The sequence below is a fragment of the Vibrio sp. 03-59-1 genome, assembly GCF_013114135.1.
In the GTDB taxonomy this organism is placed as follows: Bacteria; Pseudomonadota; Gammaproteobacteria; order Enterobacterales; family Vibrionaceae; genus Vibrio; species Vibrio cortegadensis.
In genome coordinates this window covers 388,513-413,671 of record NZ_VTYA01000001.1, presented here as the reverse complement: position 1 = coordinate 413,671, position 25,159 = coordinate 388,513, and the positions used below count along the sequence as shown (strand labels likewise).

At 44.8% G+C, this 25,159-nt stretch carries 9 protein-coding genes; 3 read left to right on the top strand and 6 right to left on the bottom strand.

Translation table 11 applies throughout. The features are described 5' to 3' along the window. Nucleotides 1–31: 31 nt before the first annotated feature. The 3 genes from F0249_RS01660 to F0249_RS01650 form a co-directional block, all read right to left on the bottom strand. A complete protein-coding gene (locus F0249_RS01660) occupies nt 32–13,741 on the bottom strand; it encodes a VCBS domain-containing protein (RefSeq protein ID WP_171755625.1) in 13,710 nt (4,569 codons plus the stop codon). A gap of 511 nt (nt 13,742–14,252) precedes the next feature. Then, nucleotides 14,253–15,479 (bottom strand): sodium/glutamate symporter, encoded by a 1,227-nt coding sequence (gene gltS / locus F0249_RS01655; RefSeq protein WP_171755624.1) that lies wholly within the window; start codon nt 15,477–15,479, stop codon nt 14,253–14,255. 297 nt (nt 15,480–15,776) lie between these two features. Beyond that, a complete protein-coding gene (locus F0249_RS01650; RefSeq protein ID WP_171755623.1) occupies nt 15,777–16,133 on the bottom strand; it encodes a YibL family ribosome-associated protein in 357 nt (118 codons plus the stop codon). Nucleotides 16,134–16,357: 224 nt separating this feature from the next. Between F0249_RS01650 and F0249_RS01645 the strand changes: the two genes are divergently transcribed. The 3 genes from F0249_RS01645 to F0249_RS01635 all read left to right on the top strand — a co-directional run bounded on the left by F0249_RS01645 (nt 16,358) and on the right by F0249_RS01635 (nt 19,532). Continuing rightward, the gene (locus F0249_RS01645) at nt 16,358–17,149 is read left to right on the top strand and encodes a DUF4344 domain-containing metallopeptidase (protein WP_171755622.1); all 792 of its coding nucleotides are present in this window, start codon (nt 16,358–16,360) and stop codon (nt 17,147–17,149) included. A gap of 168 nt (nt 17,150–17,317) precedes the next feature. Next, on the top strand, nt 17,318–18,316 hold the full coding sequence (locus F0249_RS01640; RefSeq protein WP_171755621.1) for an SUMF1/EgtB/PvdO family nonheme iron enzyme: 999 nt from the start codon (nt 17,318–17,320) through the stop codon (nt 18,314–18,316). A gap of 226 nt (nt 18,317–18,542) precedes the next feature. Continuing rightward, nucleotides 18,543–19,532 (top strand): SUMF1/EgtB/PvdO family nonheme iron enzyme, encoded by a 990-nt coding sequence (locus tag F0249_RS01635; protein WP_171755620.1) that lies wholly within the window; start codon nt 18,543–18,545, stop codon nt 19,530–19,532. 122 nt (nt 19,533–19,654) lie between these two features. Here F0249_RS01635 and F0249_RS01630 read toward each other — a convergent pair whose 3' ends face one another. Genes F0249_RS01630 through F0249_RS01620 form a run of 3 tightly spaced genes read right to left on the bottom strand, consistent with a single transcriptional unit; the run spans nt 19,655 to nt 25,103 of the window. Next, nucleotides 19,655–22,171 carry a LysM domain-containing protein gene (locus F0249_RS01630; RefSeq protein ID WP_171755619.1) on the bottom strand — a complete coding sequence of 839 codons (2,517 nt, stop codon included), beginning with the start codon at nt 22,169–22,171 and terminating at the stop codon, nt 19,655–19,657. A gap of 2 nt (nt 22,172–22,173) precedes the next feature. Continuing rightward, complete coding sequence (locus F0249_RS01625) at nt 22,174–23,019, bottom strand: DUF4123 domain-containing protein (protein ID WP_171755618.1); 846 nt, start codon at nt 23,017–23,019, stop codon at nt 22,174–22,176. Further along, entirely contained in the window at nt 22,998–25,103 is a 2,106-nt protein-coding gene (locus F0249_RS01620; RefSeq protein ID WP_171755617.1) for a type VI secretion system tip protein VgrG, read from the bottom strand. Before F0249_RS01620 ends, F0249_RS01625 begins: the two co-directional genes overlap by 22 nt. Nucleotides 25,104–25,159: the final 56 nt, after the last annotated feature.

The following is a 25,159-nucleotide window of genomic DNA, read 5'->3' as shown; positions in this document are numbered from 1 at the left end:
CTTGCTGAGTGATTCAGTTACATCTTATAACTTACCCATCCACCTTCAGAATATGCAGATCATCTTGCATAATACTCAACAAGTCAGCAGAGGAAATGTCTGCGATATCCGGAACGTTATTAGGATTCAATTGCTCCCAACCGACTCCATCCAGCACAATATCAGTCTGCCCACCCTGATTATCTAATACTGAAATGACGGTGCTCACCTCATCATCAAGCAAGGAAATATCATCATTTACCGTAATTTCAATACGTGAGAGTAGGTCATCAACCGATGGTGATGGCGGCAATAAATCAGAGATATCGACAACGTCATGGTCAATAGAGAAATCACTCACGGTGTCAACAGATGGCATAGCAATGGTTCCTGAATGCTGCTCATCAAAGACAAAGCTATCATGCCCTGCACCACCTGACAGAATATCATTAGCGATAGTGCCATGAAGTTCATCATCACCTTCATGCCCTTTCGTATCGGATAAGTTCAACTGGTTAGATTCAACCAATTTACTCACTCTCTCGGCACCCGATAGCAAACTCGCGTCTTCACCATATAACGAGTCTAGATCAACGCCCTGCAAAGTAATCGTCTGTAATGGCTCACCGAGTTCATTGTTAATCGTAATCAGAGCTTCGTTATCCACCTCTGTGATCTCAATTCTCTCCGCAAGCTCAGCGGAACTCCAAACATCATCAATATTCACAACGTCATGCAAATCAATCGTATCAATATTGATGTCGAAGTCTTTGACGATATCATTGCCAGGTAAAGCCACACTGCCCATAGAGCTACTTAACCATTTAAAGGTATCGGCTTGACCAGCATCACTTCCATCTTGCGGCCCTCCCCAAAGCAACTCATTATTTGTAGACCCCGTTAAAATATCGTCACCGACAACACCTTGCTGAATATGATTACCCAACACATTAATCGTTATCACCTGCTCAACACTATTCACACCATCTGATATCTCGACAGTGAAAGTATCTTGCTTAGTGTCTCCTTGCGCAATATTAACAGTGCTGCCCGCGGTGATGTCATATATCCAATCACCTGTCGCGGTATTGAAAGAGAGAGAACCATAGGTACCGGTCGCACTGGAAGTTAAAGACCAGCTCAAATCTGTTGGGGCAGAATCAATATCCGTTGCCGTCACCTGCCCTGAGATTTGTTCGATATAATCCTCTTGCACATCTCCTGAGCTTGAACCTGCGATCACGGGTTTATCGTTATCACCAACTAATGTAACGCTAACAATCTGTGGTGTACTTGCCCCACCTTCATCGATCACATTGACTGTAAACGTTTCGGTAATAGGGGTAGTAGACAGCGCTTGAGAGAGCACCGCATCGAGTGTGTAAGTCCAAACACCTGTACTGCTGTTGATAGCAAAAAAACCATAACTGGATTGCCCAGATGTGAATGCGTAACTGACATCTTGATTTTCAGGATCTTGACCAAGGATAGAGCCTGTAGCCAGCGTCTGAACCTCTTCAGTAACACTGCCTAAAGTCACGCTTGTATCTGCGATAGTTGGCTTATCATTGGTTCCTACGACATCCACAGTCACCACCTGTGAAGTCATTCCACCGTTTCCATCATCAACATGGATGGTAAACGTATCCTGAACCGTTTCATCGACTAACAAGTTGGCTTTCGCTGGATCTATAGTATAAGTCCAATCACCCGTCACACGATCAATATGCAGGTCTCCGTAACTTCCCTCTTTGTCTTGTGAATTATCGTCAAATTTAAACGAATGCACATCAGTAGTATCTTTATCTAAGATTACTAAAGAGCCACTATCTACAGATACGCCTTCTTCTTCAACTCGTCCACTCACCTCGCTATTTGCAAGTTCCACTGAAGGTAAATCATTGGTTCCGTTGACCTCAAACTCGACAAGTTGAGTGTCAGATAAACCATGTTCATCGGTGACTTTTACCATATATTGAAGGGTGATTGATTCGCCAACAGCGAGCTCTTGGAACTCATCAAGTGTATTATTGAAATCGAAATCCCACGCCCCTGTTGTTGAATTGACCACTAACGTGCCGCGAGAATCTCCGCTAACCACTTGCCAATTGTGAGTGTCGGTTAAATCTGGATCGCCACTATCGAAGACTCCAGACAGCGAGGTTAAGGTATCTTCACTCATTTGCTGTGTGGCAATCGCGACGATATCTGGCACGTCATTAGTACCGTTGATCGTCACAACGATATCCATTGGAACGGATTCACCACTGTGGTTATCTTTAGCTATGATCTGCACTGTATCTGTCGTTGACTCTCCTTGAGCCAAGCGAATAACCGCAGGGTTCGTTTCGTCAATTTCATAGGTCCAATGGCCATTAGCATCAATACTGATAGCCCCGAGTGTGCCATCGGTTTTGACATGGTAGGTGGTGGTATCACCCACATCGACATCACTTGCCGCTAACTTACCCGTCGCCGTACTACCATCTACCGCAGAAACCGACCCTGAATCATCACCCGAAAGTGTGGGCAGATCATTACTTCCTTCTATGTTGACGGTTACCGTCCGTGTCACTGATGCACCCAAATCATCTTTTGCTGTCACTATAAAGGTTTCACTTGCCGACTCACCTTCGGCTAATGCTTGAACATGAGCGGCTGAGTTATAAATGCTATAGCTCCACTCTCCATCTTCATCAATGGTGAACTCGCCATAAGTCCCTTTTAGCGATGTGCCATCAGCAATGGTTTTTGGTACGAATTTAACCGTATCACCGGAGTCAACATCATCCGCGGTTAAGTTGCGAGTGACACTGACAACGTTATCTTCACTGAGAACGGCACTATCAACCCCCGCGATGGTTGGCGCTTCATTGGTTCCGTGGATCGTGACAATGATGTCTTGCGTATCAAATGTCGATGGGTCGCCCAGATTAGAAGCATGATCTGTCAACTGAACGTTGAAGGTTTCAGTTAATGTGTCTGCTGGCGTTCTACCGTTAAGAGCAATAACCGTAGGGTTAGTTTCATCAACATCATAGGTCCACTTACCATTTGCCCCCAACGAGAACAAACCATAAGTGCCTGCAATACTGTTATCAATCCATGTATGTGTATCGGTATTATCCACATCACCCGTGGTTAACTGACCAGAAATCGAGCCACTGTTATCGGCATCAACTGAGCCTGTAATTTTACCGCCAATGCTCGGGATATCATTAGTCCCTGTAACATCAACTACAATCTCTAATAATTCCGGATCTCCATGCTCATCAACCACGGTTTTTCCATTCTCATCCACCACGTAAACCGCGAAAACATCTTGTACAGAATCACCATCTTGTAGCCCTTGAACCGCAGTACTATTATTATCAAGAGTGAAGACCCAGTGACCATTCGCATCGACAGTTATGTTACCGTATGTACCTGCACCATCCACCAGTGTCCATGTCGGATTAACCCCTAGACCTGAATCTGCGGGGAGCTGTAGTGTTCCATCTTGTGTAATAACGCCATCGACTGCACCATCTTGATCATCAATATCTTCTTGAGCATTCAACCGTAGAATTTCGACATCACCTAAAGATATATCCTCAGCGGAACCAACCACTTTAATTTGGATCTCTCTCGTATCAATCAATCCATCAGAGTCGACGACTTTTATGGTGAAGTTATCGTACTGAACTTCCCCCGCATCCAATCCGTTTACAACTGAACCATTATCTAACTGATATTCCCACTCGCCCGTCACGCTATTCAAGGTTAACGAACCATAGATGCCTACAGCATTTGTTTCAATGCTCCAAGTATGTGAATCACCAAAGTCAGGATCATCAACACCCAACACACCACTGATGTTGGTCGTTATATCTTCTATGGTTTCACCGACAACAACGAGGTCATCTTGCGTGGCTGGAGTGTCTGTCGCAAAAGTAATTTCAGGTTTGTCATCAGTACCATTAATCGCAATATTTACAGTGTAAAAACCACTTCCCGTATTAATGCGCCAAGTTTCATTGATCACTTGCCCCGTTTTAAGCCCTTGAACTAAGGCAGAATCGTTGGCCAATTGATACTCCCACTCTCCTGACGTGGCATTTTTAACTAAAGATCCAAATGAACCACCATCGACAGGCTCAGCAGTTCCTACAACGTTCAACGGCAAACCACCAGGATCAGTCAATGCGGTTTGTACTAGTGTGCCATCTTCAGTCACTTCTGCTTTCAAGATCTCAATCGGTGTACCACCAGAGCCGGAACCACTATCATTGTCCCAACCGTGAACCTCAATAGTGATGGTGTGATTCGCCGATTTCCCGCCATCATTATCGGTTCCTGATACGTAAAATGTTTCTGTTGCCACGTCTCCAGGGTTCAGTGCTTGTGTATCAGGATCGGTATTATCCAGCACATACAGCCACTCACCATTATTACCCAGTGTTAGCGTACCAAATTTACCCACACCAAAATCTGCACCGCCATCTGCACTCGCATCCTCAATCGCCCAACTGACCAATGAACTGTTATTATCCACGTCCGTAGAGACCAATTGCCCCGAAGCTTGTAGCAACGAGTTATCCGCAAGATCGGCACTATCTTCAACCACAGAACCAGAAGAGGCTCCGCTAATCAACGGAATGTCATTGGTTCCCTTTATTGTGATCTCTATGTCTTGTGTGACGACACCACCGAAGTCATCTGTCGCGACGACATTAAAGGTTTCGGTTTTACTATCACCTTCCGCGAGCGATTCGATCAACGCGGCATTTGGAGTAAATTTCCAATGACCATCAGCGTCAATACTGAAAGTACCGTAATTCCCTTGATAAGGCGCACTCTCTGGCACAGGTGTAAATTGGGGAGTATCTAAATTATCAATATCGTCTAAATCAAGTTTGCCTGACAGGTGATCCGGAGTTTGGTTTTCGGTGAAGGTATCGCTGACATCGCCAGAAATCGTAGGTAAGTCGTTGCTGCCTTGGATGGTCACCGTGACGGTTTTTGTCGAAGTCGCGCCGTGCTCATCTTCAACCGTTACGTCAAACGTCTCGGTAAGATGCTGATTAGGATTCAGGTTTTGCACCGCATCAGTGTCTTTATTTAAAAGGTACGTCCACGCACCAGTAGAAGACATGATGAAGTTTCCGTGGCTACCTACCAAGCTCGAAGGTGACCATATATGGTTATTATCGTCAGCATCAGGGTCGCCATCTTGGAGTTGACCGCTAATCGTTGAGACATCTTCACTAATGGTTTTACTAAGCGCACCCTTGATATTTGGCGCATCGTTAGCCCCGTCAATATCGATCACGACCGTCTTAACTGAGGTTTCACCAAACTTATCAGTCACGCGGATTTGAATCGAATCATGCAGCTCACCCACATCACCTTGGTCTAATTGGTTCACTGCATTATTGCCGTTATCTAAGCTGTATGACCAAGAACCATTAGGGTTAAGCATCAGGGTGCCATACTGCCCCGTTGAACCAATAATTTCCCAATCCAGCACATCGTCTCTGTCAGGATCACCTGAATCGAACGTCCCTGAAATCAGATTAGGTATGGAGTCTTCAACAATGCTGTAACTCGCATCCAGATTAATATCAGGGGTTGTATTTGTTCCCGCGACATCAATGTTAACGGTGATTAAGGTCTTTGCGCCATCAAGATCGGTTACTTCAACTTGGAAGCTATCGGTTTCATTAATTCCAGGCGGGATCTCTCGCGTCGCGTATCGATCGCTATCTAAATGATAGGTCCACAGACCATTTGAATCGACTTCTAACGTTCCGTACGTGCCATTAGCAACGCCATTAATATCTTCCGATAACACTTTCCACGTATGTGTATCGTTAACATCAATGTCGCTTACTACCAACTGACCTGAAGCCACTTCTTTACTACCTGAATCTTCAATCACACTGCCAGAAGTCGTGCCCGTTAGCGTTGGTTTATCGTTCGAACCATGAATCGTAACGGTGATGGTTTCTTGATTCGAGGTACTGTTTGAGGTGCCGCTGTCATCTTTGACCGTGACATAAAACGTTTCGGTCAACGACTCGGTCGACAAAAGCTCTTGAACCGAAGAGTTAGTATTATCCAGTACATAAGTCCATTTACCATCATCGTCAATCGAAATCGAACCAAAATGACCTTTGCCCGTTTTAAGTGACCAAGAGTGATCATCGGTTGTATCAACGTCCCCATGATTCAATGTGCCCGATGTAGTGATATCGGCATTAATATCATTCGCTGGGAAGTCATCTTCTGTCACGGCATTGGTGAAAGTTCCTGAAATGACAGGTTGATCATTCGTACCCACAATGTCTAGAGTCACTTCCTGAGTGTCGACTTGATTGTGTTTATCAATCACTTGAATCGTGAACGTTTCTTGTACCCTTTCGCCTTCCGCTAAAGCTTGTGTATTTGTGCCTTGAAGCAGAGTACTTTCGAGATCATAAGTCCACTGCCCATTTTGGTCGATAGAGATTGAGCCATAGGTGCCTTCCTGCCCCCCCACAATCGACCACACGTGGGTTTCATTTTCATCAGGATCGCCTGATAGGAGTTGGCCTGTCGCTTGAGTGGTCACATCTTCGGTTAATAACCCATTCGAGACACCATTAATGTCAGGTTTATCGTTATGCCCAATAACTTCGACATTAACTTCGTGGAAATCTCGCCCGCCTCTACCATCAGTCACTCTAATTCTAAAGGCTTGCTCTTGATAAGTGACTCCCTCTTCCATGAAGTTCGATTTTGCAGGGTCTAAGGTGTAAGTCCAAACGCCATTATTATCAACGGAAATCGAGCCATACAGACCTTGAGTACCGCCAACCACTCTCCACTGGTGATTATCAGAAGTGGGGTAAACATCGACATCACTGACATCAAGATCGCCTTGAGCCGTAAAAACACGATCCTCAATCACTAGACCTGTATCGTTATGCGCCCCATCAATCACTGGCGCATCGTTGGTGCCTTTCACTTTAACGGTGATAACTTGTGTATCAATACCACCATTATCATCATCGACTTGAACGGTGAATTTTTCTTTATAGACTCTGTTTTTCTGTAGCTCTTGAGCTTTATCATTATCAATAACATAAGTCCAAGAACCACTATCAGGATCGATACTAAACGTACCATATCGACCAGCACCATCCTCGTTTGCAGCTAAACCCCAGACATGATCATCGGTAAGATCCACATCACCTGTATTTAAATCACCAGAAATCGATCCTGAATTTTGGTCTTCTTTGATGAGTAAACTGGTATCCCCCGAAATATTGGGGGCATCATTGGTGCCGTTAATTGTAATTACAATCTGAGTAGAATCTTGTCCGGAATGGCCGTCATCAACCAACACATCAAATGTTTCTTTGCGAGTCTCGTTCGCCGCGAGGAAATCAACTTTGGTGTCATCTAATGTATATTCCCAAAGCCCGGAAGCCGTGAGCGTGATGGTTCCATACAAACCTTGATAGCTAGCAGGGGAAGCATTAGTGGCAGGGCTACCTTCAAGGTTCCAAGTATGTCCATCAAGCACATCATCATCTGAAACCATCAACTGGCCTGAAGCTTGATTATCGCTTGCAATATCCTCGGTAACCGAACCGGCATCTGGCCCTGAAATTTCGGGCAGATCATTGGTTCCTTTGATGCTGATTACAATATTTTCCTGGCGAGTTCCGCCTAGACCGTCATCCACCTCAACCGCAAAGGTTTCAGTCCGCGTCTCACCTTCTGCTAATTTTTGAGCGGCAACGTTATCTAAGGTATAGGTCCACACACCAGCGGTTGTAATCGAGATTTCTCCAAATTCACTATCGGTGAGACCGACCATGCGCCACGCATGAGTTGCGCCATCATCAACATCTTGTGCTATTAGAGTGCCAGTTGCCGAGTAGATGTTATCTTCTTGCACGGTTTCAGCAAGGGAACCCACAACGGCATGTGGTGCATCATTCTGGCCTGTAACTGTTATCGTTACGGTTTGGATCTCACTCGCGGTACCACTATTGTCGGTGGCGGTATAAGTGAAGGTGACCGTCTCTTGAACACCAACTTTGAGGTGATCAAAAGCATTCTGCGGATCAAAATCAAAACTACCATTCGCATTAAAGTCTAAATGCCCTTTGCCAACACTAGACACCAATTGATAATTGGCGATCGTGCCATCAACATCAAAAGCATCAGTTACTTGAGATGATAATATTAGATTCTCTGTTGTGCTTTCTGTTGAATCATAAGCCACGGGACCGTCATTGGTGCCTTCAATCGTGACCTTAACAATTTGAGTCGTTCCATCCACGGCAGTCACTGTGAATTCACTAACAAGAGGTGCGCTTGTGGTATTTAAGCTGTCATAAGCGCTGTGAGCTTCAAAAGTCCAATGGCCAGACGCATCGATACTGAATGTTCCGTATTGCCCTGCATTGGTTTGGGCCTTAAATTCATTGGCATTATCAACATCAAGGTTAGTCAAATCGCCACTAGTCGAAAGTGCAGCGTCGGTTTCTTGTAAAACTTTAACCAAATCACCGTCGATCACAGCCGCATCGTTAGAGCCATTGACTGTAATCGTTAACGTTTCAGTATCCGTTCCGCCTTTACCATCACTGATCACATATTGAATTTGAACGTCAGCGGTTTGGTTATCGTTGAGGTAATCAAACTGACCATCGGTGAAAAATGTCAGCTTATTATCGATAATTTCAACTCGACCTTTTAGATCGGAACCACTGCCATCAAGTAAAGTAATGGTTGCAGAAGTAATGGTGAGATTTGAGTTATCTACATCGGTATCATTTGAAAGCACATCCACAACAACAGACGGACTATCTTCTCCAAGTGACGAAACATCGGCCATCGCAACAGGGGCATCATTGGTTCCACTGATGGTTACGGTTATATTCGTTTCGGTTCCGTCCGCTGATTTCACGGTGAAAATATCCACCAAAGGTGCGTCATCAACATTTAGATAATCGAAGGTTTCCTTCGCGACAAAGGTCCACACTCCAGCACTATTGATATTGAAGATGCCATAGTTTCCAGCCTGATTAACAATAGGTTGAATTGTATTATCACCGTCCACATCAACGACATCTAAATCTCCCGATGTTGATAAAACGGCATCGGTTTCAACTAAATCTCGGCTACTGATATTTGAGAATTGAGCATCATCATTCACGCCAGTAATGGTCACTGTGATGGTGTGTTCGGTGCCGTCCAACGATTCGACGGTGAACACTTCGGGTTTTGTTTCACCTTCTCCTAGATACTGCACTTTGGCATTGTCTACGGTGTAATCCCAATGACCTAGTTCATCAATGGTGATACTGCCAAGTGCGTCAGCGGCAGGTGTGACACTGCTAATATCAAACTTCGCTTCGTCAGCGCCATCGACGTCAGTGATTTCCAACTTACCGGAATCACTGAGCGTTGGATTGGCGGCATCTTCAATCACTGCACCTGTATCAAAACCCGTAATGACAGCGGCATCATTCACACCGGTGATGGTAACGGTAATGGTGTGCTCAGTGCCGTCTAGCGACTCTACGGTGAACACTTCGGATTTGGTTTCACCTTCTCCTAGATACTGCACTTTGGCATTGTCGACGGTGTAATCCCAGTTGCCCGATTCATCAATAGTGACACTACCCAGAGCGTCAGCAGCGGCTGTCACACTATTGGTATCAAACTTGGCTTCGTCAGCGCCATCGACGTCGGTGATCTCTAGCTTGCCAGAATCACTGAGCGTTGGATTAGCGGCATCTTCAATCACTGCGCCGGTATCCACTCCCGAGATGACTGCGGCATCATTCACGCCTGTAATAGTCACGGTAATGGTGTGTTCGGTACCGTCTAAAGATACAACGGTGAACAGTTCGGATTTGGTTTCACCTTCTCCTAGATACTGCACTTTGGCATTGTCGACGGTGTAATCCCAGTTGCCAGATTCATCAATGGTGATACTGCCAAGTGCGTCAGCGGCAGGTGTTACGCTGCTAATATCAAACTTCGCTTCATCAGCGCCATCCACGTCAGAGATTTCCAACTTACCGGAATCGCTGAGAATTGGGTTGGCGGCATCTTCTGTTACCGTTCCAGTATCAACACCTGTAATGACAGCCGCATCATTCACGCCCGTGATAGTCACCGTGATGGTATGTTCAGTGCCGTCTAAAGATTTAACGGTGAACTGTTCTGATTTGGTCTCACCTTCACCAAGATATTGCACTTTGTCATTGGCGACGGTGTAATCCCAGTTGCCAGACTCATCGAGAATAAGGCTACCTAATTCGCCCGCACTGGCCACCACGCTAGTGGTATCAAACTTCGCTTCGTCAGCGCCATCCACGTCAGTGATCTCCAATTTACCGGAATCACTGAGAATTGGGTTAGCTGCATCTTCTGTTACTGCACCAGTATCAACACCTGTAATTTCAGCAGCATCATTCACACCCGTAATGGTCACAGTGATCGTGTGCTCAGTGCCGTCCAACGATTCAACGGTGAACAGTTCGGATTTGGTTTCACCTTCTCCGAGATATTGCACTTTGGCATTGTCGACGGTGTAATCCCAATTGCCTAGTTCATCAATGGTGATACTGCCAAGTGCGTCAGCGGCAGGTGTGACACTGCTAATATCAAACTTCGCCTCATCAGCGCCATCAACATCGGTGATCTCCAGTTTTCCGGAATCACTGAGCGTTGGATTAGCGGCATCTTCAATCACTGCGCCAGTATCGACACCTGTAATAACAGCGGCATCATTCACGCCAGTGATCGTAACAGTAATAGTGTGCTCAGTGCCGTCCAACGATTCGACGGTGAACACTTCGGGTTTTGTTTCACCTTCACCTAAATACTGCACCGCAGCATTAGCGACGGAGTAGATCCAATCGCCCGCTTCTGTCAGAGTCAGAGCTCCGAGAGTGTCAACCGAAGCGACGACACTATTCGTTTTAAAGCTAGCTTCATCACTGCCATCCGTATCAGAAATTCGTAATGAACCGTTATCACTTAACGTTGGTGTATTAGCATCTTCTACAACAGAGCCTAATGCATCGCCAGAAGTCTCAGCAGCATCGTTTACACCTGTAATAGTCACAGTGATCGTGTGTTCGGTGCCATCCAACGATTCAACGGTAAACACTTCGGATTTGGTCTCACCTTCGCCAAGGTACTGCACTTTGGCATTGTCGACGGTGTAATCCCAGTTGCCAGATTCATCGATAGTAAGGTTACCTAATGCTCCTGAACTGGCTACTATGCTATTGGTATCAAACTTCGCTTCATCAGCGCCATCAACATCGGTGATCTCCAGTTTGCCCGAATCTCTGAGCATTGGATTAGCGGCATCTTCTGTCACTGCACCTGTATCGATACCTGTGATGACTGCGGCATCATTCACGCCAGTAATGGTCACTGTGATGGTGTGTTCGGTGCCGTCTAGCGATTTGACGGTGAACAGTTCAGATTTGATCTCACCTTCGCCAAGGTACTGCACTTTGGCATTGTCGACGGTGTAATCCCAGTTGCCAGATTCATCGATAGTAAGACTACCTAATGCGCCTGAATTGGCTGTCACACTATTGATATCAAACTTCGCTTCGTCAGCGCCATCGACGTCAGTGATTTCCAGTTTTCCGGAGTCACTAAGAATTGGATTGGCAGCATCTTCAATCACTGCGCCAGTATCGATACCTGTAATTTCAGCGGCATCGTTTACGCCCGTGATCGTAACGGTGATGGTGTGATCTGTTCCGTCCAACGATTTGACGGTGAACAGTTCAGATTTGGTTTCACCTTCTCCGAGATACTGCACTTTGGCATTGTCGACGGTGTAATCCCAGTTGCCAGATTCATTGATGGTGATACTGCCAAGTGCGCCAGCGGAAGGTGTGACACTGCTAATATCAAACTTCGCTTCATCAGCGCCATCAACATCGGTGATCTCTAGTTTGCCGGAATCGCTGAGAGTTGGGTTAGCGGCATCTTCTATTACCGTTCCAGTATCAACACCTGTAATTTCAGCAGCATCATTCACGCCAGTAATGGTTACTGTGATGGTGTGTTCGGTACCGTCTAAAGATTCAACGGTGAACACTTCAGATTTGGTTTCACCTTCTCCAAGATATTGCACTTTGGCATTGGCGACGGTGTAATCCCAGTTGCCAGATTCATCAATGGTGATACTGCCAAGTACGCCAGCGGCAGGTGTTACGCTGCTAACATCAAACTTCGCTTCGTCAGCGCCATCCACGTCAGAGATTTCCAACTTACCGGAATCACTGAGAATTGGGTTGGCGGCATCTTCTGTTACTGCACCAGTATCAACACCTGTGATGACTGCGGCGTCATTCACGCCTGTAATAGTCACGGTAATGGTGTGTTCGGTACCGTCTAAAGATTCAACGGTGAACACTTCGGATTTGGTCTCACCTTCCCCGAGATATTGCACGGCCGCATTAGCAACAGAGTAACTCCAATCGCCCGCTTCCGTTAAAGTGAGCGCACCAAGGGCTCCAGTTGCAGCAACCACGCTATTAGTTTTAAAGCTGGCTTCATCATCTCCATCGAGATCAGAAATGCGTAAAGAACCACTGTCTTGCAGAAGCGGTAACGATGTATCCTCCGTTACCGCACCAGAATCATCCCCAGAAATAGAAGCCGGATCATTTAGGCCTTGAACCGTGATCGTCACTGTTTTTGTTTCACTCACACCGCCCTCATTATCCGTAGCGGTATAAGTAAACGTTAGCTGACTACTTTCACCAGCCGCAAGAAAATCAAAATCAGTACCGGGATCGAAAGAATAAGAACCATCTAAGTTAAAGGTAAGCTGGCCTTGGGTTACATCATCAACGACTTGGTATGAACTAATCGTCCCATCAACATCAGTTGCATCAGGCACTTGTGCTGTAAGAATTTGGTTTTCATCTGTTGTTTGAGAAGAATCAGAGGCAACTGGGAGATCATTAATAGGGTTGATACGAAACTGAACTTCACCTTGCTGGATAGAGTTATCTTCTCCTTGATTATCATCGACAGAATAGCCAAAGGCACCAGCGTCATCACCCGGAACATAATCATCTGGAGCGTCGTATTGAAGGCTATCAAATTCTGCAAGAGCCAGCTCTTGGCCGATAGAAATCGGGGTTCCGTCGGCAAGGGTTATTTGCCCTAAATTGGGTAACTCAGTCACGGTTATAGTTAATACATCACCATCTGAATCGGCTGGTAGGGTGAGGTTTAACGCGCTGTCTTGTGACTCCTCATCAAAAGATCTGATTTCCGTTGCCGCGAAAGGCGTCGCATTAACGAGTAAATCAAGGAGTGCCAGACTCTGAGTTTCTGAAAGCGCGACTTCTGAATTCGCGGTTGTTTCAAAAAACGTTTCGGCAAGCGTCTCTAGTAACGTTGCTTCAATTGATGCAGCCAAAGTTACACTGGAACTCAAACCTGCACCCGCTGCTGCCGCTTGTTCTTCATTTAATGTAGGGTCAATACCATCTTCAATATCTTGTAGGATTTGGGCGATATCATCCCCAAGTGGAAGCGGTTGAATATCATTATCTTCCCCTACAATTTCGACATTTAACGAAGAATTATTATCCGGAGTAGTCGTTGTGCCAACAATTACATCACCAGGGCTTGGGGACACACCATCTGCGAGAATCAATAATTTGCCACTTTTGTCTATAACGAGTGTATTCGAGACACTTTCCAGCATTGAAAGTAATTGAATTCCCATATGTCCCCTTAAACGCCTCTGGTGCATAATTTTATAAAACTAGCTAGTATAACCTTCTTATATAACAATTTTATCATTAAATAAAATCATAAAATTTTCACTCTGTACAAACACAAAGATATGAAGCAAACAGACAGAGCTACTAGCATAATTTCTTTTGTCTTAATTAATCATAGCAAAAATCAAACCACTCAAACCACTCAAACCAGAAGTGCAACCACGCGCATATTAAAGTCAGCAAGGCACTGAATTTAAAATTAAAATTATTTACAAGAGCGGAGACGAGAAGTTCAACGGTTAATGGTAGCTTCTGATTAGAAGCCTTTCTCTGGATTCATGCCACTATCTACCTTCCACTTTCGCAACAGGATTTTTGAGTGTTACAAACCAAGAATCTTAGTTCTTCCTAGCCCTACCTCATTAATACCGGCCTATAAAAAAAGCTCTGCTAAATCAGCAGAGCTTTTATGTTTAGTATCCTAGCCGTTTTAATCAAAGGCTAATTTACCGCTTATCCTATAAACGAAATGTAACCTTGAAGAATGATCAGGTTTACGATATCAATAAAGAATGCACCGACAATAGGCACCACCATAAATGCTTGTGGCGATGGACCAAAGCGATTAACCAATGAGCCCATATTCATTACAGCAGTTGGTGTAGCACCTAGGCCAAAGCCACAGTGTCCACCAGCCATAACCGCCGCATCATAATTAGAACCCATCACTTTGAATGTCACGAAATAAGCGAAGATACCTAGAATCACCGCTTGAACAGCTAAGATCATTAAGAATGGAATAGCTAAATCGAAGATGTTCCATAATTTGAGGCTCATTAGCGCCATCGCAAGAAATAGTGATAAAGACACCGTACCGAGAATATCCACCGTTTCGGTATCAATCTTATGAGCTTTCGTCACTTCCATCACGTTGGTAATAAACACACCGATAAACAGTGCATATACAAAATCAGGGATCATTAACCATTTAATCTCAAAGGTACTTACCCATTGTTCAAGGTACTTAGCACCCGTCACACAAATAAGAAGAATAAACAGCACTTCAATCACTTTCTTTGCGGTGACTTTATCTTCTTCATATTCGTTATAGGTAACTAACTCAGGGAAGCGCTCATGTGTGTGAGTTCCAGTACCGTAGTCTGATTCAAAGTTATTTTTATCGATCAACTTCTGCGCGACTGGGCTGCCAATAATACCGCCAATAATCAAACCAAAGGTCGCGGAAGCCATCGCTATTTCTAAGGTATTAGACAAACCGTAATTTTCAGCAAAGGTTTGTGACCATGCGGCACCAGTACCATGACCACCAGATAGAGTGATGGATCCAGCAATCAACCCCATTAAGGGATCGAGTCCTAAAGCGGTTGCCAATGACACCCCGACACCGTTTTGAATAATGATGTATACCGATGCAATGCCTAAGAAGATAAAGACCTTCGCACCACCTTTCATTAACTGAGTATAGTTAGCGGCAAGCCCTACAGTGCTGAAAAACATCAACATGAAGGTATTTTGTAATGGTAGAGAAAATTCAAGATCTAAGCCATTGAAGTGCAGCACAGTGATAATAATGGCGACAATAAGTCCACCAACAATTGGCTCTGGAATGTTGTATTTCTTTAACGTAGGAAGCTTAGTATTAACAAAGTGGCCGAGAAATAGCACGCTGATGGCAATAAGAAAAGACTCTAATGCCCCTACTGAAATTAATTGATTCATATAACCTCTTATATTTGCTCAATCATCATCCTTAATGAGAGTTGTTGTAATAGTTAAGTACCTTGGCTGGTATGTGTCCTCAGTTTGGTGTGGTTATCTCAATCGAAATGAATAAAAATCACACCACAGTACAAAGTTGATTGCGCACAATGTTACGCGCACGTTAGGTATGTATCAGCGATAGCCTGTTTATGATCTCCCTCATAACGCCTTGGCTACGCCTATATGCTTGTTTACTTAGAAGTAAAAAAGCAAAAAAGGAGCTATTAAGCTCCTTTTTTCGCACAATCTAAAGAATTAAAATGCTTTAGGTGCAAATCCTGTCATTTCTTCAATACGTAGCTCTTTGCCTAATTTAGTCATTGGATGAACAATGATTAGGTCTTTCACTGATTTTTTCAATTTACCAATATCAGCTTGTTCCGCTTTAGTAATTGCACGCTTGAAAGGCATATCAACTAAACTTTTACGCTCTTGGTTCACGTCATAGCTCTGCTTATGCTTAAGCTGTGCAACTTTTTTGGTTAACTTTTTAATCTCTTCTTCAAACTGACGGACCACAGGGCGATCTTGACGAGTTTTAGCGGCAGCCATTTTGTGACGGCACTTATCTAGACGATTGTTAATTTCTTGAAGTTCGTTTTTAACACTCATAAAAATACCCTAAGTTATGCTCCAAATCGGATCGGGCGCGGATTATAGCACATCGTCTTCATCTGCCGAAATTTATCTTCACCTCAGCTTTAAACGAAACATTTCTCCAAAATCAATACCGTTAATGATGTTGTTTATAAAACGATACTCACCATACCGCCATTTGTTTAAATGATAATAATGCGGTATAGCTATAACATTGAAAATAAAAGGGACTGATTTTGATGAAACGATTATTTAGCACGATCACTTACTCTTGTTTGTGCATTTCTCCTGCCCTCGCAGCCAAACCAAATATGATCATTCAATTTTCGGCTCCTGACAACTCTGCAGAGCAGGTAGCGAAACAGCAAATAGAAGCTAGTGGCATCAATCAAACGGTAATAGAGCTGTCCAATCAATCCTTCCCTTTTAATAAGACATTAACCATTCAATATGGTGGTACTGAAGGGCCATTATATGATCCTGATAAACATACTATTTATATCCCTTACCGCTTTTATCAAGAATCTTTATCTTACTTTCAAAAAAATAAGTATGAGGAAAAATTTCAGAAATCTGCGCAACTGGGGGCAATAGACACTCTACTGCACACTTTATTGCATGAGGCCGGGCATGCGTTTATTGCTGATCAAGATATTGCGATACTAGGAAAAGAGGAAGATGCGGTCGATAACTTCGCGACTATCCTGATGCTTAACTATGTAGATCAAGGAGATGATGCAGCAATCAGTGCCGCTGATATGTTCGCTTTCGAATCTGACGACAGGCCTGACTATTATGATTTCGGTGAGTATATCGATGAACATAGTTTCGATTTGCAGCGCTATTTTTCTACCTTATGCCTAGTATACGGGAGTGATCCTGAAAAACATCAAGCGCTACTCGATGAAGTAGAGAATGATTACTTAACCGATCGTAAAGACTTTTGCACCTTCAATTATGATCAGATCAATGATAACTGGCATCGCTATTTCCTACCGTCAAAAACTATCGATAACAGTCTATATAACTGATTTTAACACTGGCCGTCGCAGTTAACTTCGAGCACCTATGTTAACATAAACCTAACCATTTCAATCACGTATCAAACTTGAGAAAAACACGTTAACTATCTACTCGTTATGTCTTATGTGAACGCCATTGCTTATAATGCTCCCCATAAAAAACAGCGGATAACCACAATGAAACCATGGCTAGGCTTACCCATCGCACTCCCCTTATTAGTCGCATGCAGCAGCGATATTGACGTAAAAAGTGAAGCGGTCTCACAAGCGCGTATCGACAGCATCAAACAATATATCCACACTCACTACTCCGACCTTCCCACCAAGACTCAGCAGATGATATTGGAAGTGGGGGTAGAGGCGATTGAGAACCAAGTCGCCGTGAAAGGGGGCACCTTCATCATGGGGGACTTTAAAATCACCTGCGATGGCGGCCCTAATCGAGACATGCTCCGCCCGGTATGGACAGAAGACGCCAACTGCCAGTCTTTTTTTAATAACAGCACCACGAATAGCGGCTCCTACTTTCAACATGAAGTGACACTGTCGGATTACTCGATTGCCAAATATGAGACCACATGGAAAGAGTTTGATGCGTTTCGATTGAGTCAAGGGAAAGAGATTGTTCGTAAAGAACGAAGAGAACGCAATAAAGCAGAACCCAGATATCAAACAAATGCCCCCGCTTGGACCAAGGATTGGCAAGAGGTCAAAAATCACTGTTTGTGGCTAGGTGACCTCACCGGGCTCAAGTTTGACCTACCTACCGAAGCGCAGTGGGAATACGCTGCCCGCAGCCGAGGCCAAAACCTCTACTACGCCACTAATAATGGCTTCATTGATTACACTAGTAACGGAGGGTGGAAAGAGTTTGGTATTAACTATAGTGGTGACGGCCCCAACCCAATCGGTCAATTTGAACCCAACCCTCTTGGGCTCTACGACATGACGGGCAATATGATTGAGTGGGTCAATGACTGGTATGACCCACACTATTATCGCGTCTCGCCCAAGTTAAACCCACAAGGGCCTAGTAGCGGAGAGCTAAAGGTTGCCAGAGGTGGCAGTTATGGTAATGGTGAAGCTGCTTCGATGACTGCCAATCGAGTTGGCTTTAATCCAATCGGTAAATACTATTCGTCCGCGCACGGTTTCCGCTGTGCCGCCAATCCATAACGGATAGGGCAATGGCTCCACTGGCGGTCGCCGTTCAAAGTGAATACCAAGTAAAAGCTAAGAACAGCTAAAAGAAGCCAAGCTGTGAGCACCTATGTCAGCATCAGCTTACCCATTTCAATCACGTATCAAACTTGAGAAAAACACGTTAACTATCTGCTCGTTATGTCTTATGTGAACGCCATTGCTTATAATGCTCCCCATAAAAAAACAACGGATAACCACAATGAAACCATGGCTAGGCTTACCCATCGCACTCCCCTTATTAGTCGCGTGCAGCAGCGATATTGACGTAAAAAGTGAAACGGTCTCACAAGCGCGTATCGACAGCATCAAACAGTATATCCACACTCACTACTCCGACCTGCCCACCAAAACTCAGCAGATGATATTGGAAGTGGGGGTAGAGGCGATTGAGAACCAAATCGCCGTGAAAGGGGGCACCTTCATCATGGGGGACTTTAAAATCACCTGCGATGGCGGCCCTAATCGAGACATGCTCCGCCCAGTGTGGACAGAAGACGCCAACTGCCAATCGTTTTTTAATAACAGCACCACGAATAGCGGCTCCTACTTTCAACATGAAGTGACGCTGTCGGATTACTCGATTGCCAAATATGAGACCACGTGGAAAGAGTTTGATGCGTTTCGATTGAGTCAAGGACAAGAGATTGCACTTAACGAACGTAGAAAGCTTCATCATACTAAGAGTTACTTCCAGCTCAATACTCCCGCTTGGACCAAGGAGTGGCAAGAGGTCAAAAATCACTGCTTGTGGCTAGGTGACCTCACCGGTCTCAAGTTTGACCTGCCTACCGAAGCGCAGTGGGAATACGCCGCCCGCAGCCGAGGCCAAAACCTCTACTACGCCACCGATAATGGCTTCATTGAGTACAACAATAATAAGTTTGGTATTAATTATGCCGGCGATGACCAAATTCACCCTGTTGCCTCGTACCCCCCGAACCCTCTTGGACTCTATGATATGACAGGTAATGCTGAGGAGTGGGTCAATGACTGGTATGATCCGAACTATTATCACGCCTCACCCAAGTTAAACCCGCAAGGGCCAGATAATGGGGCGCTAAAAGTAGCCAGAGGAGGAAGCTATCAAAATAGTGTTAAATTCTCCATGACCGCCAATCGAATTGGTTTTAATCCGGTTGGTAAATACTATTCTGCGAAATATGGTTTCCGCTGCGCCGCCAATCAATAACAGATAGAGTGACGGCTCCACTGGCGGTCGCCGTTCAAACTTCTAAGTAAAACGAAGGGAAGCCGCGACCGTCTGTGGGGTGCCCACCCTTGCCGCCATACGTGTACTATTCAGCGGCTATTCTATGCGTAAGCCTGTGAACGGTGAGTGTTCAAACGAGCCAACTGATACTCGATAAGCTCCCGTTTTTGGTTAAAAGGCGTAGTGGTATAAGCCAGCATCATCGATTTAGATTCATCTCGCTGATCAGAAAGTGCTAACTGAGACATCCACTCGTTGAACTCTTTTTTCTCCCTAAGATCTAAAATACCGTTTAAACGATTGAAGTTCTCAAATATGGCTTCCTCACCTTCCACTTTACTGCCCGTAGCGTTGATTCTTGCTAGTACCTCTTCAAACTTTCGCCAACTGGTGATGCTAGAGAGCAGCGTAATAATCGCTCGCTCTTGTGCCTCCTCAAAACCGAATAACTGAGTCGGCAGTAAGGTGTTCAACATCACGCCAATCGATTCCGGTAACAACAGGTTGATATTCAGCTCATTAAAAGTCGCTTCGGTATTGATATTTTTCGCCAGTTGTTTAGCTTCTTGTATTTTTACTCTCTCTATTTCAATACCTTCACAGCGAACTTTCCACCATGCATCTATCTCACCACGAAGCATCTGCGCGGTGTGAGAAAAAGCCGCCGCTGGTTGAGTGAGGGTATAAATGATAATTCGGTTGCATTGGTTGAATGCTTCTAAGGTCAGATTTTTCCATTTTCGGTAATCAAGTCTTTCCAAACATTGATAAACAATGATCAGTAGCTCCCAAATTTGTTCGCCATCCACCTCGACCCCAAAGCCACCAGAAGCGCCAAGCCCCCACACTAAACGAGCGTGGCAGTTAAATTGAAATTTTCCTTCACGAGTTAAAGCAATCTCAAAATCAAAACCAAGCCCGCCGCCAAGTGCAAGATTGCCTTCGGTTTTAATTCCGACCAAAGATTTAAAGCTGTCTTGATCCCAGTTTTCTGGCGACTCCCATTCGATGTTTCCTGCCAGCACTCCACCACACTGAGCGCCTGCAAACCCATCACCTTGTACGCCCACGCTGCCTCCGCGTGAAGTAGACGATCTTACTTGAGGAGCCAACAACGCCTCTCCTCCGCCAGTATTGCCGTTAAGTGCCACTTGGTGAGAGGTTTGGTTTCGTCCACCAATACTGGTTCTAATTTCTGCTTTTGCCGAGCACGTCGCGCCCACAAACGCCGACAAAATTAACATCGCATGGCAGCGAAAATGCCCAAAATACATGTACTCTTCAACGCCATTAGCATTGGTAAACACTAAGCTTGCGTTATAACCTTTTTTCGAAGGGTAATAATTGTCGTATGAGATCTTTCCCTCTGCCAAACTAAAGGAGGCTTGCCCCTTTGCACCAATATCAACCTCGCCTTTGTTTAAATCAAAAGCATTCACACCAGCACTGGCTTGAGCAGCAAATCGTAACATCTGCGCTTCTGCATTCAATTCATGCTGTACATCGCCTTTATCATCGCCAGAGCTTGATGACGCTTTGAACTCTAAATCATCAAACACTAAAAACCCCGGCGCGTTCCAAGTGACTAATTTGGCTTCAATATTGCCTAGCGGAGATTTCTGAGCATCGTCTTTAATAGATTTTTTGATATCTTTTGCCAGAGCCGCCCCTATCTTTTTCGCATAATCGGTTCGATTCGTTGAGTCACTTTTCTTAGGCAGCGCAGCTCTAACATTCTCTACCGATGTGAGCCTCGACCATGCCGTTCGCTTCTTGTCAGCGAAATCTTTGCGCACATACCCCCAACTCTTACTGTCACCTTCAGCGGTGATCATGATCAGCTCTTGAAAGCCTCTACTTTTCCATATCGCGGCCGATTTTTTTTTACTATTCGATGTTGGCATCACGGCTTTAGCATTAGTTTCTGTCGGTTTAGAGAGCGCCCCTTTTAATGTCACCAGAACGGATTCGTGCTCTTTTATTTTCTTTTTAATGGCTTGTATGCGACGCGTTTTTAATTTTTTCCAGTTCACACTGTAATCGGTTGAAAAATGCGCTTCCAAAAATGGGGTGTACCCGGAAAGGTATTTCTCCTCTTTTTCTAACGCCGTAATTTTCCCCATTAAAGTGACCTCTTCATCCGGCTTCTTGACCAAATCTTCAGCATTTTCTTCTGTTGGCGGATCGTAATCTATTAACCCTTCGCGAGCGGCCTTTATCAGCCAATCACGCTTCTTCTGTGCGGTATTTTCATCGGAATCGGCACTTGCAACAATGCGACCAAACTCCTTCATCATAGCTTCAACAGTACTGATTTCCACTTTTAACTCATTGGTTTGAACACTATCCAGCAGGCACATTTTTTCGGGTCCTTCACCAGAGAAATAGACCAAACTGTACGCTTCTGCGCCTTTACATTGTGGATCCGCTTCGTTGCATAACTGTGTGTCACTGGTTTCATCAAAATTCTGTTCTGGCAACGAAACGGTCTGCCCCACCATGATGGTATCGGGATCACTTTCCAAGTTGGGATTAGAGGCAATAATGTCATCAACAGTGTAGCCATGCTCCTTCGCGATCTTGGTTAAGTTATCATTTTTCTGTACCGTATATTCCATGATCACATATCCTGTTGTTGGGCACTGTCTTGAGCCATGTTTACTCTAGTGAGAAAGGGGGATTCATTGTTTTGCATAATGCGAGTTAGCCATTCGGGCTCTGAATGTAATGAGTTGATGGTGATCCTAAGCCGCAGATAAGACTCTAATTCTCTTGCCGACTGCGCTCCGTGATTTTCTGCATCATCAAAAATGAGAGCCGTGATGTTTGGCGACTCAACAAACGATGCGTATCGAGTGATCAAATACTGTTTGATTTCCCACAGCCGAATAGCATCCATCCGCTTAATTTTCTCGTCGCTCAGCATGAAAATTGGCACTTGCTCTATTGGTTTTTCAAGCGACTTAGAGAGGGCGAATTGAAGCCAGTGAGAATAGGCATACCATTGAATGGAGGCTAACGGCCCTAGGTATTGAACCACTTCATTTTGAGACAGCGAGCCAAGTAGCCCAGTCAGCACTCTCGGATCATAGAAACGGCTCAGCGCACGGTTACCACTCTGTTTTTTAATAGTAAGCGCCCGCTGAAGTTGAGGCTGTAACACATCAAATGCATTCACTGATGATATAAATGCCCCTGAAAAGCCCTCTTCAAATCGTTTGGCGATTAATGCCATGACTTCAACCGTTTCGACTTCAAATAGAATGGGGCCATTACTGGCGTTTTCCTCATAATCGGTTTGCTTAAACAAGTAACACCACTGCGGAACAACGGGCAGTTGATAAATAAAAATAAGCAGATCTTCAAACAGAGTCTGTTCAATGATGGCGTAGTGGTAATGGCTGCCGAGTTCTGGGGCATCAACCTCTGTAATACCAAGTTCGCTTATTTTGGATGAATAGGACATGGTTTCGCTTCTCCACAGGTACAGGTTTCGACAATGGCGGATCCACGCTTCACTAAAGCTTCATAATTTGGCAGAACCAGTTTGTCCGCCGTATGCTCTTGCGTTTCCACTAACGGTAGCCCTTTACCACTTGTCGATGGTGAGCTCACAAAAGGTAACTCTGGTGACAAAAGAGCGATCCCACTGCCATTGCCAGCGCAGCCTCCTGAGTTAATGTTCACCATAGGCCCAAGTAGTGTTACCCCTGAGGGATCTACCTTGAGTAAGCTGCCGCCTGCGGTCACTGTGATTTCGTTTCCCGCTTCTATCACAATTTTTTGACCCGCTTTTACATGGATTTCTGAGCCCACCTCACTCAGTAGTTTCGACCCCACCTCGGTATGGCGTTCTTTTCCCACCTGCTGATGATCATCCCCTTTTATGGTTTCAAATTGAGTTCCATTCACTGTGGTATGGCTATCACGCTTCACCTCTTGGTAACGCGAGCCATGAACGGTGAGGTGATCTTGTTGGTGGATCTCTTGAGTCCGATTATGTTGAATTTGTACATCGAGATTTTTAGCGGCATGAAGGGCGATCTGCTCACTCTGCTTTTTATCTTCAAAACTGAGTTCATTAAAGTTATCCCCGCCCATTGAGGATGAGGTTTTAAAGGTACTGCGTGTTTTGTTTGCTGGCAGTTCATAAGGCACTCTGTTTTTTGCGTTATACACCGCCCCGGTGATCACGGGTTTGTCTGGATCACCATTCATGAAGCTCACAATCACTTCATGGCCTATGCGCGGCAGTATAAATTGTCCGTAGCCGTTTCCTGCCCACCCTTGAGAGGTTCGTAACCAGCAAGAGGTTTTTTCATCGGCCTGCCCTTCTCGATCCCAATGAAACTGGACTTTCACACGCCCAAATTCATCGCAATAGATCTCTTCCCCTTCTGGCCCGGTGACAAAAGCGGTCTGCTCACCATGAATGAGAGGTTTAGGCTGCGTTAACGAGCGAAAAGGCACATCCCAAGGTGTGCATGTAAACTCGGCTTGATAGGTTGCCGCCCCATCTGCAAACTCTTCCAATACTTGAGGTTGTTTTCCTTTGTGGATCACACCAATCACCAACCAATCATCGTTCCACGCTTGGTTTGGGTGTTGGATAAGCGGCTGATAATAACCGCTGGTCATTTGTGGGGCATCACTACGACCAGTGATAAGAGTATGCTCTGTTCTGTGCTGCTCTAATCCAATAGAAGCTCGACGTTTGGCCACTGCCTCGGTTTTGAATTGGCCAGGAAACTGATAACACTCAAGAGGTTGTTCTGTCACGATATTGGTCTGTTTTTGCCCTTGAGGCTTAAATTCTGGCTTTTTGAAGTGATAATCTCGAAGGGTCACTTTCCCAGTGCTCACTTGTTGTTTCACCTGAAACTGAGAAATAATATCGCGCTCTTTGGTCATCCCATTATGTTGAGCATAGGGAAGAGCGGGAAGTTGTAAGAAACCATCTTGACCATCGGCAATCACCATTAAGTGGCTATGCTCTGAATGTTGAAAATGATAGTGGATCCCCTCTTCACTCATTAACCGCTGAATAAAGGCGAGATCGGATTCACCATATTGAACACAATACTCTCGCGCTTTATGCTCTGATGAAAACTTAAATTGGTACTCATTGCCGAAAATACCTGCATCCACCAAGATCTGTTCGATGATCTCTGGAACACTTTTTTGTTGGAAAATTCGATGATTACGACGATGTTTTAATCGCTCGATTTTTGGAGTAATGGTCAGTTTATAGCGGCAGTGTCGATCTAATGGGTTAGTTGGATCTAAACTCAACTGCTCTATGCTATAGACCATGCCATGAATATAACGATTGGCCTCTTGTTGCGGGTTATTGGTTTCGAGGATCAAACAAACGGGCAGTTGTAGCCAATTTTCAAGCTCCAAATCAGCTTTATCGCATACAATAGTCACTGCCATAGTGTAATTTCGACTGATCCCCTCGTAGCCTTCAAAGCCGTAAACCTTTAACGGGGTGGTCTCTATTGTGGCGACTTGAATAGTAAATTGCGCTTGATTGGCTGCCATTGCCATACCTATTTTCCATTGTGTTAATTATTAATAGAAACACAAATAGGGAGACTCGCTCC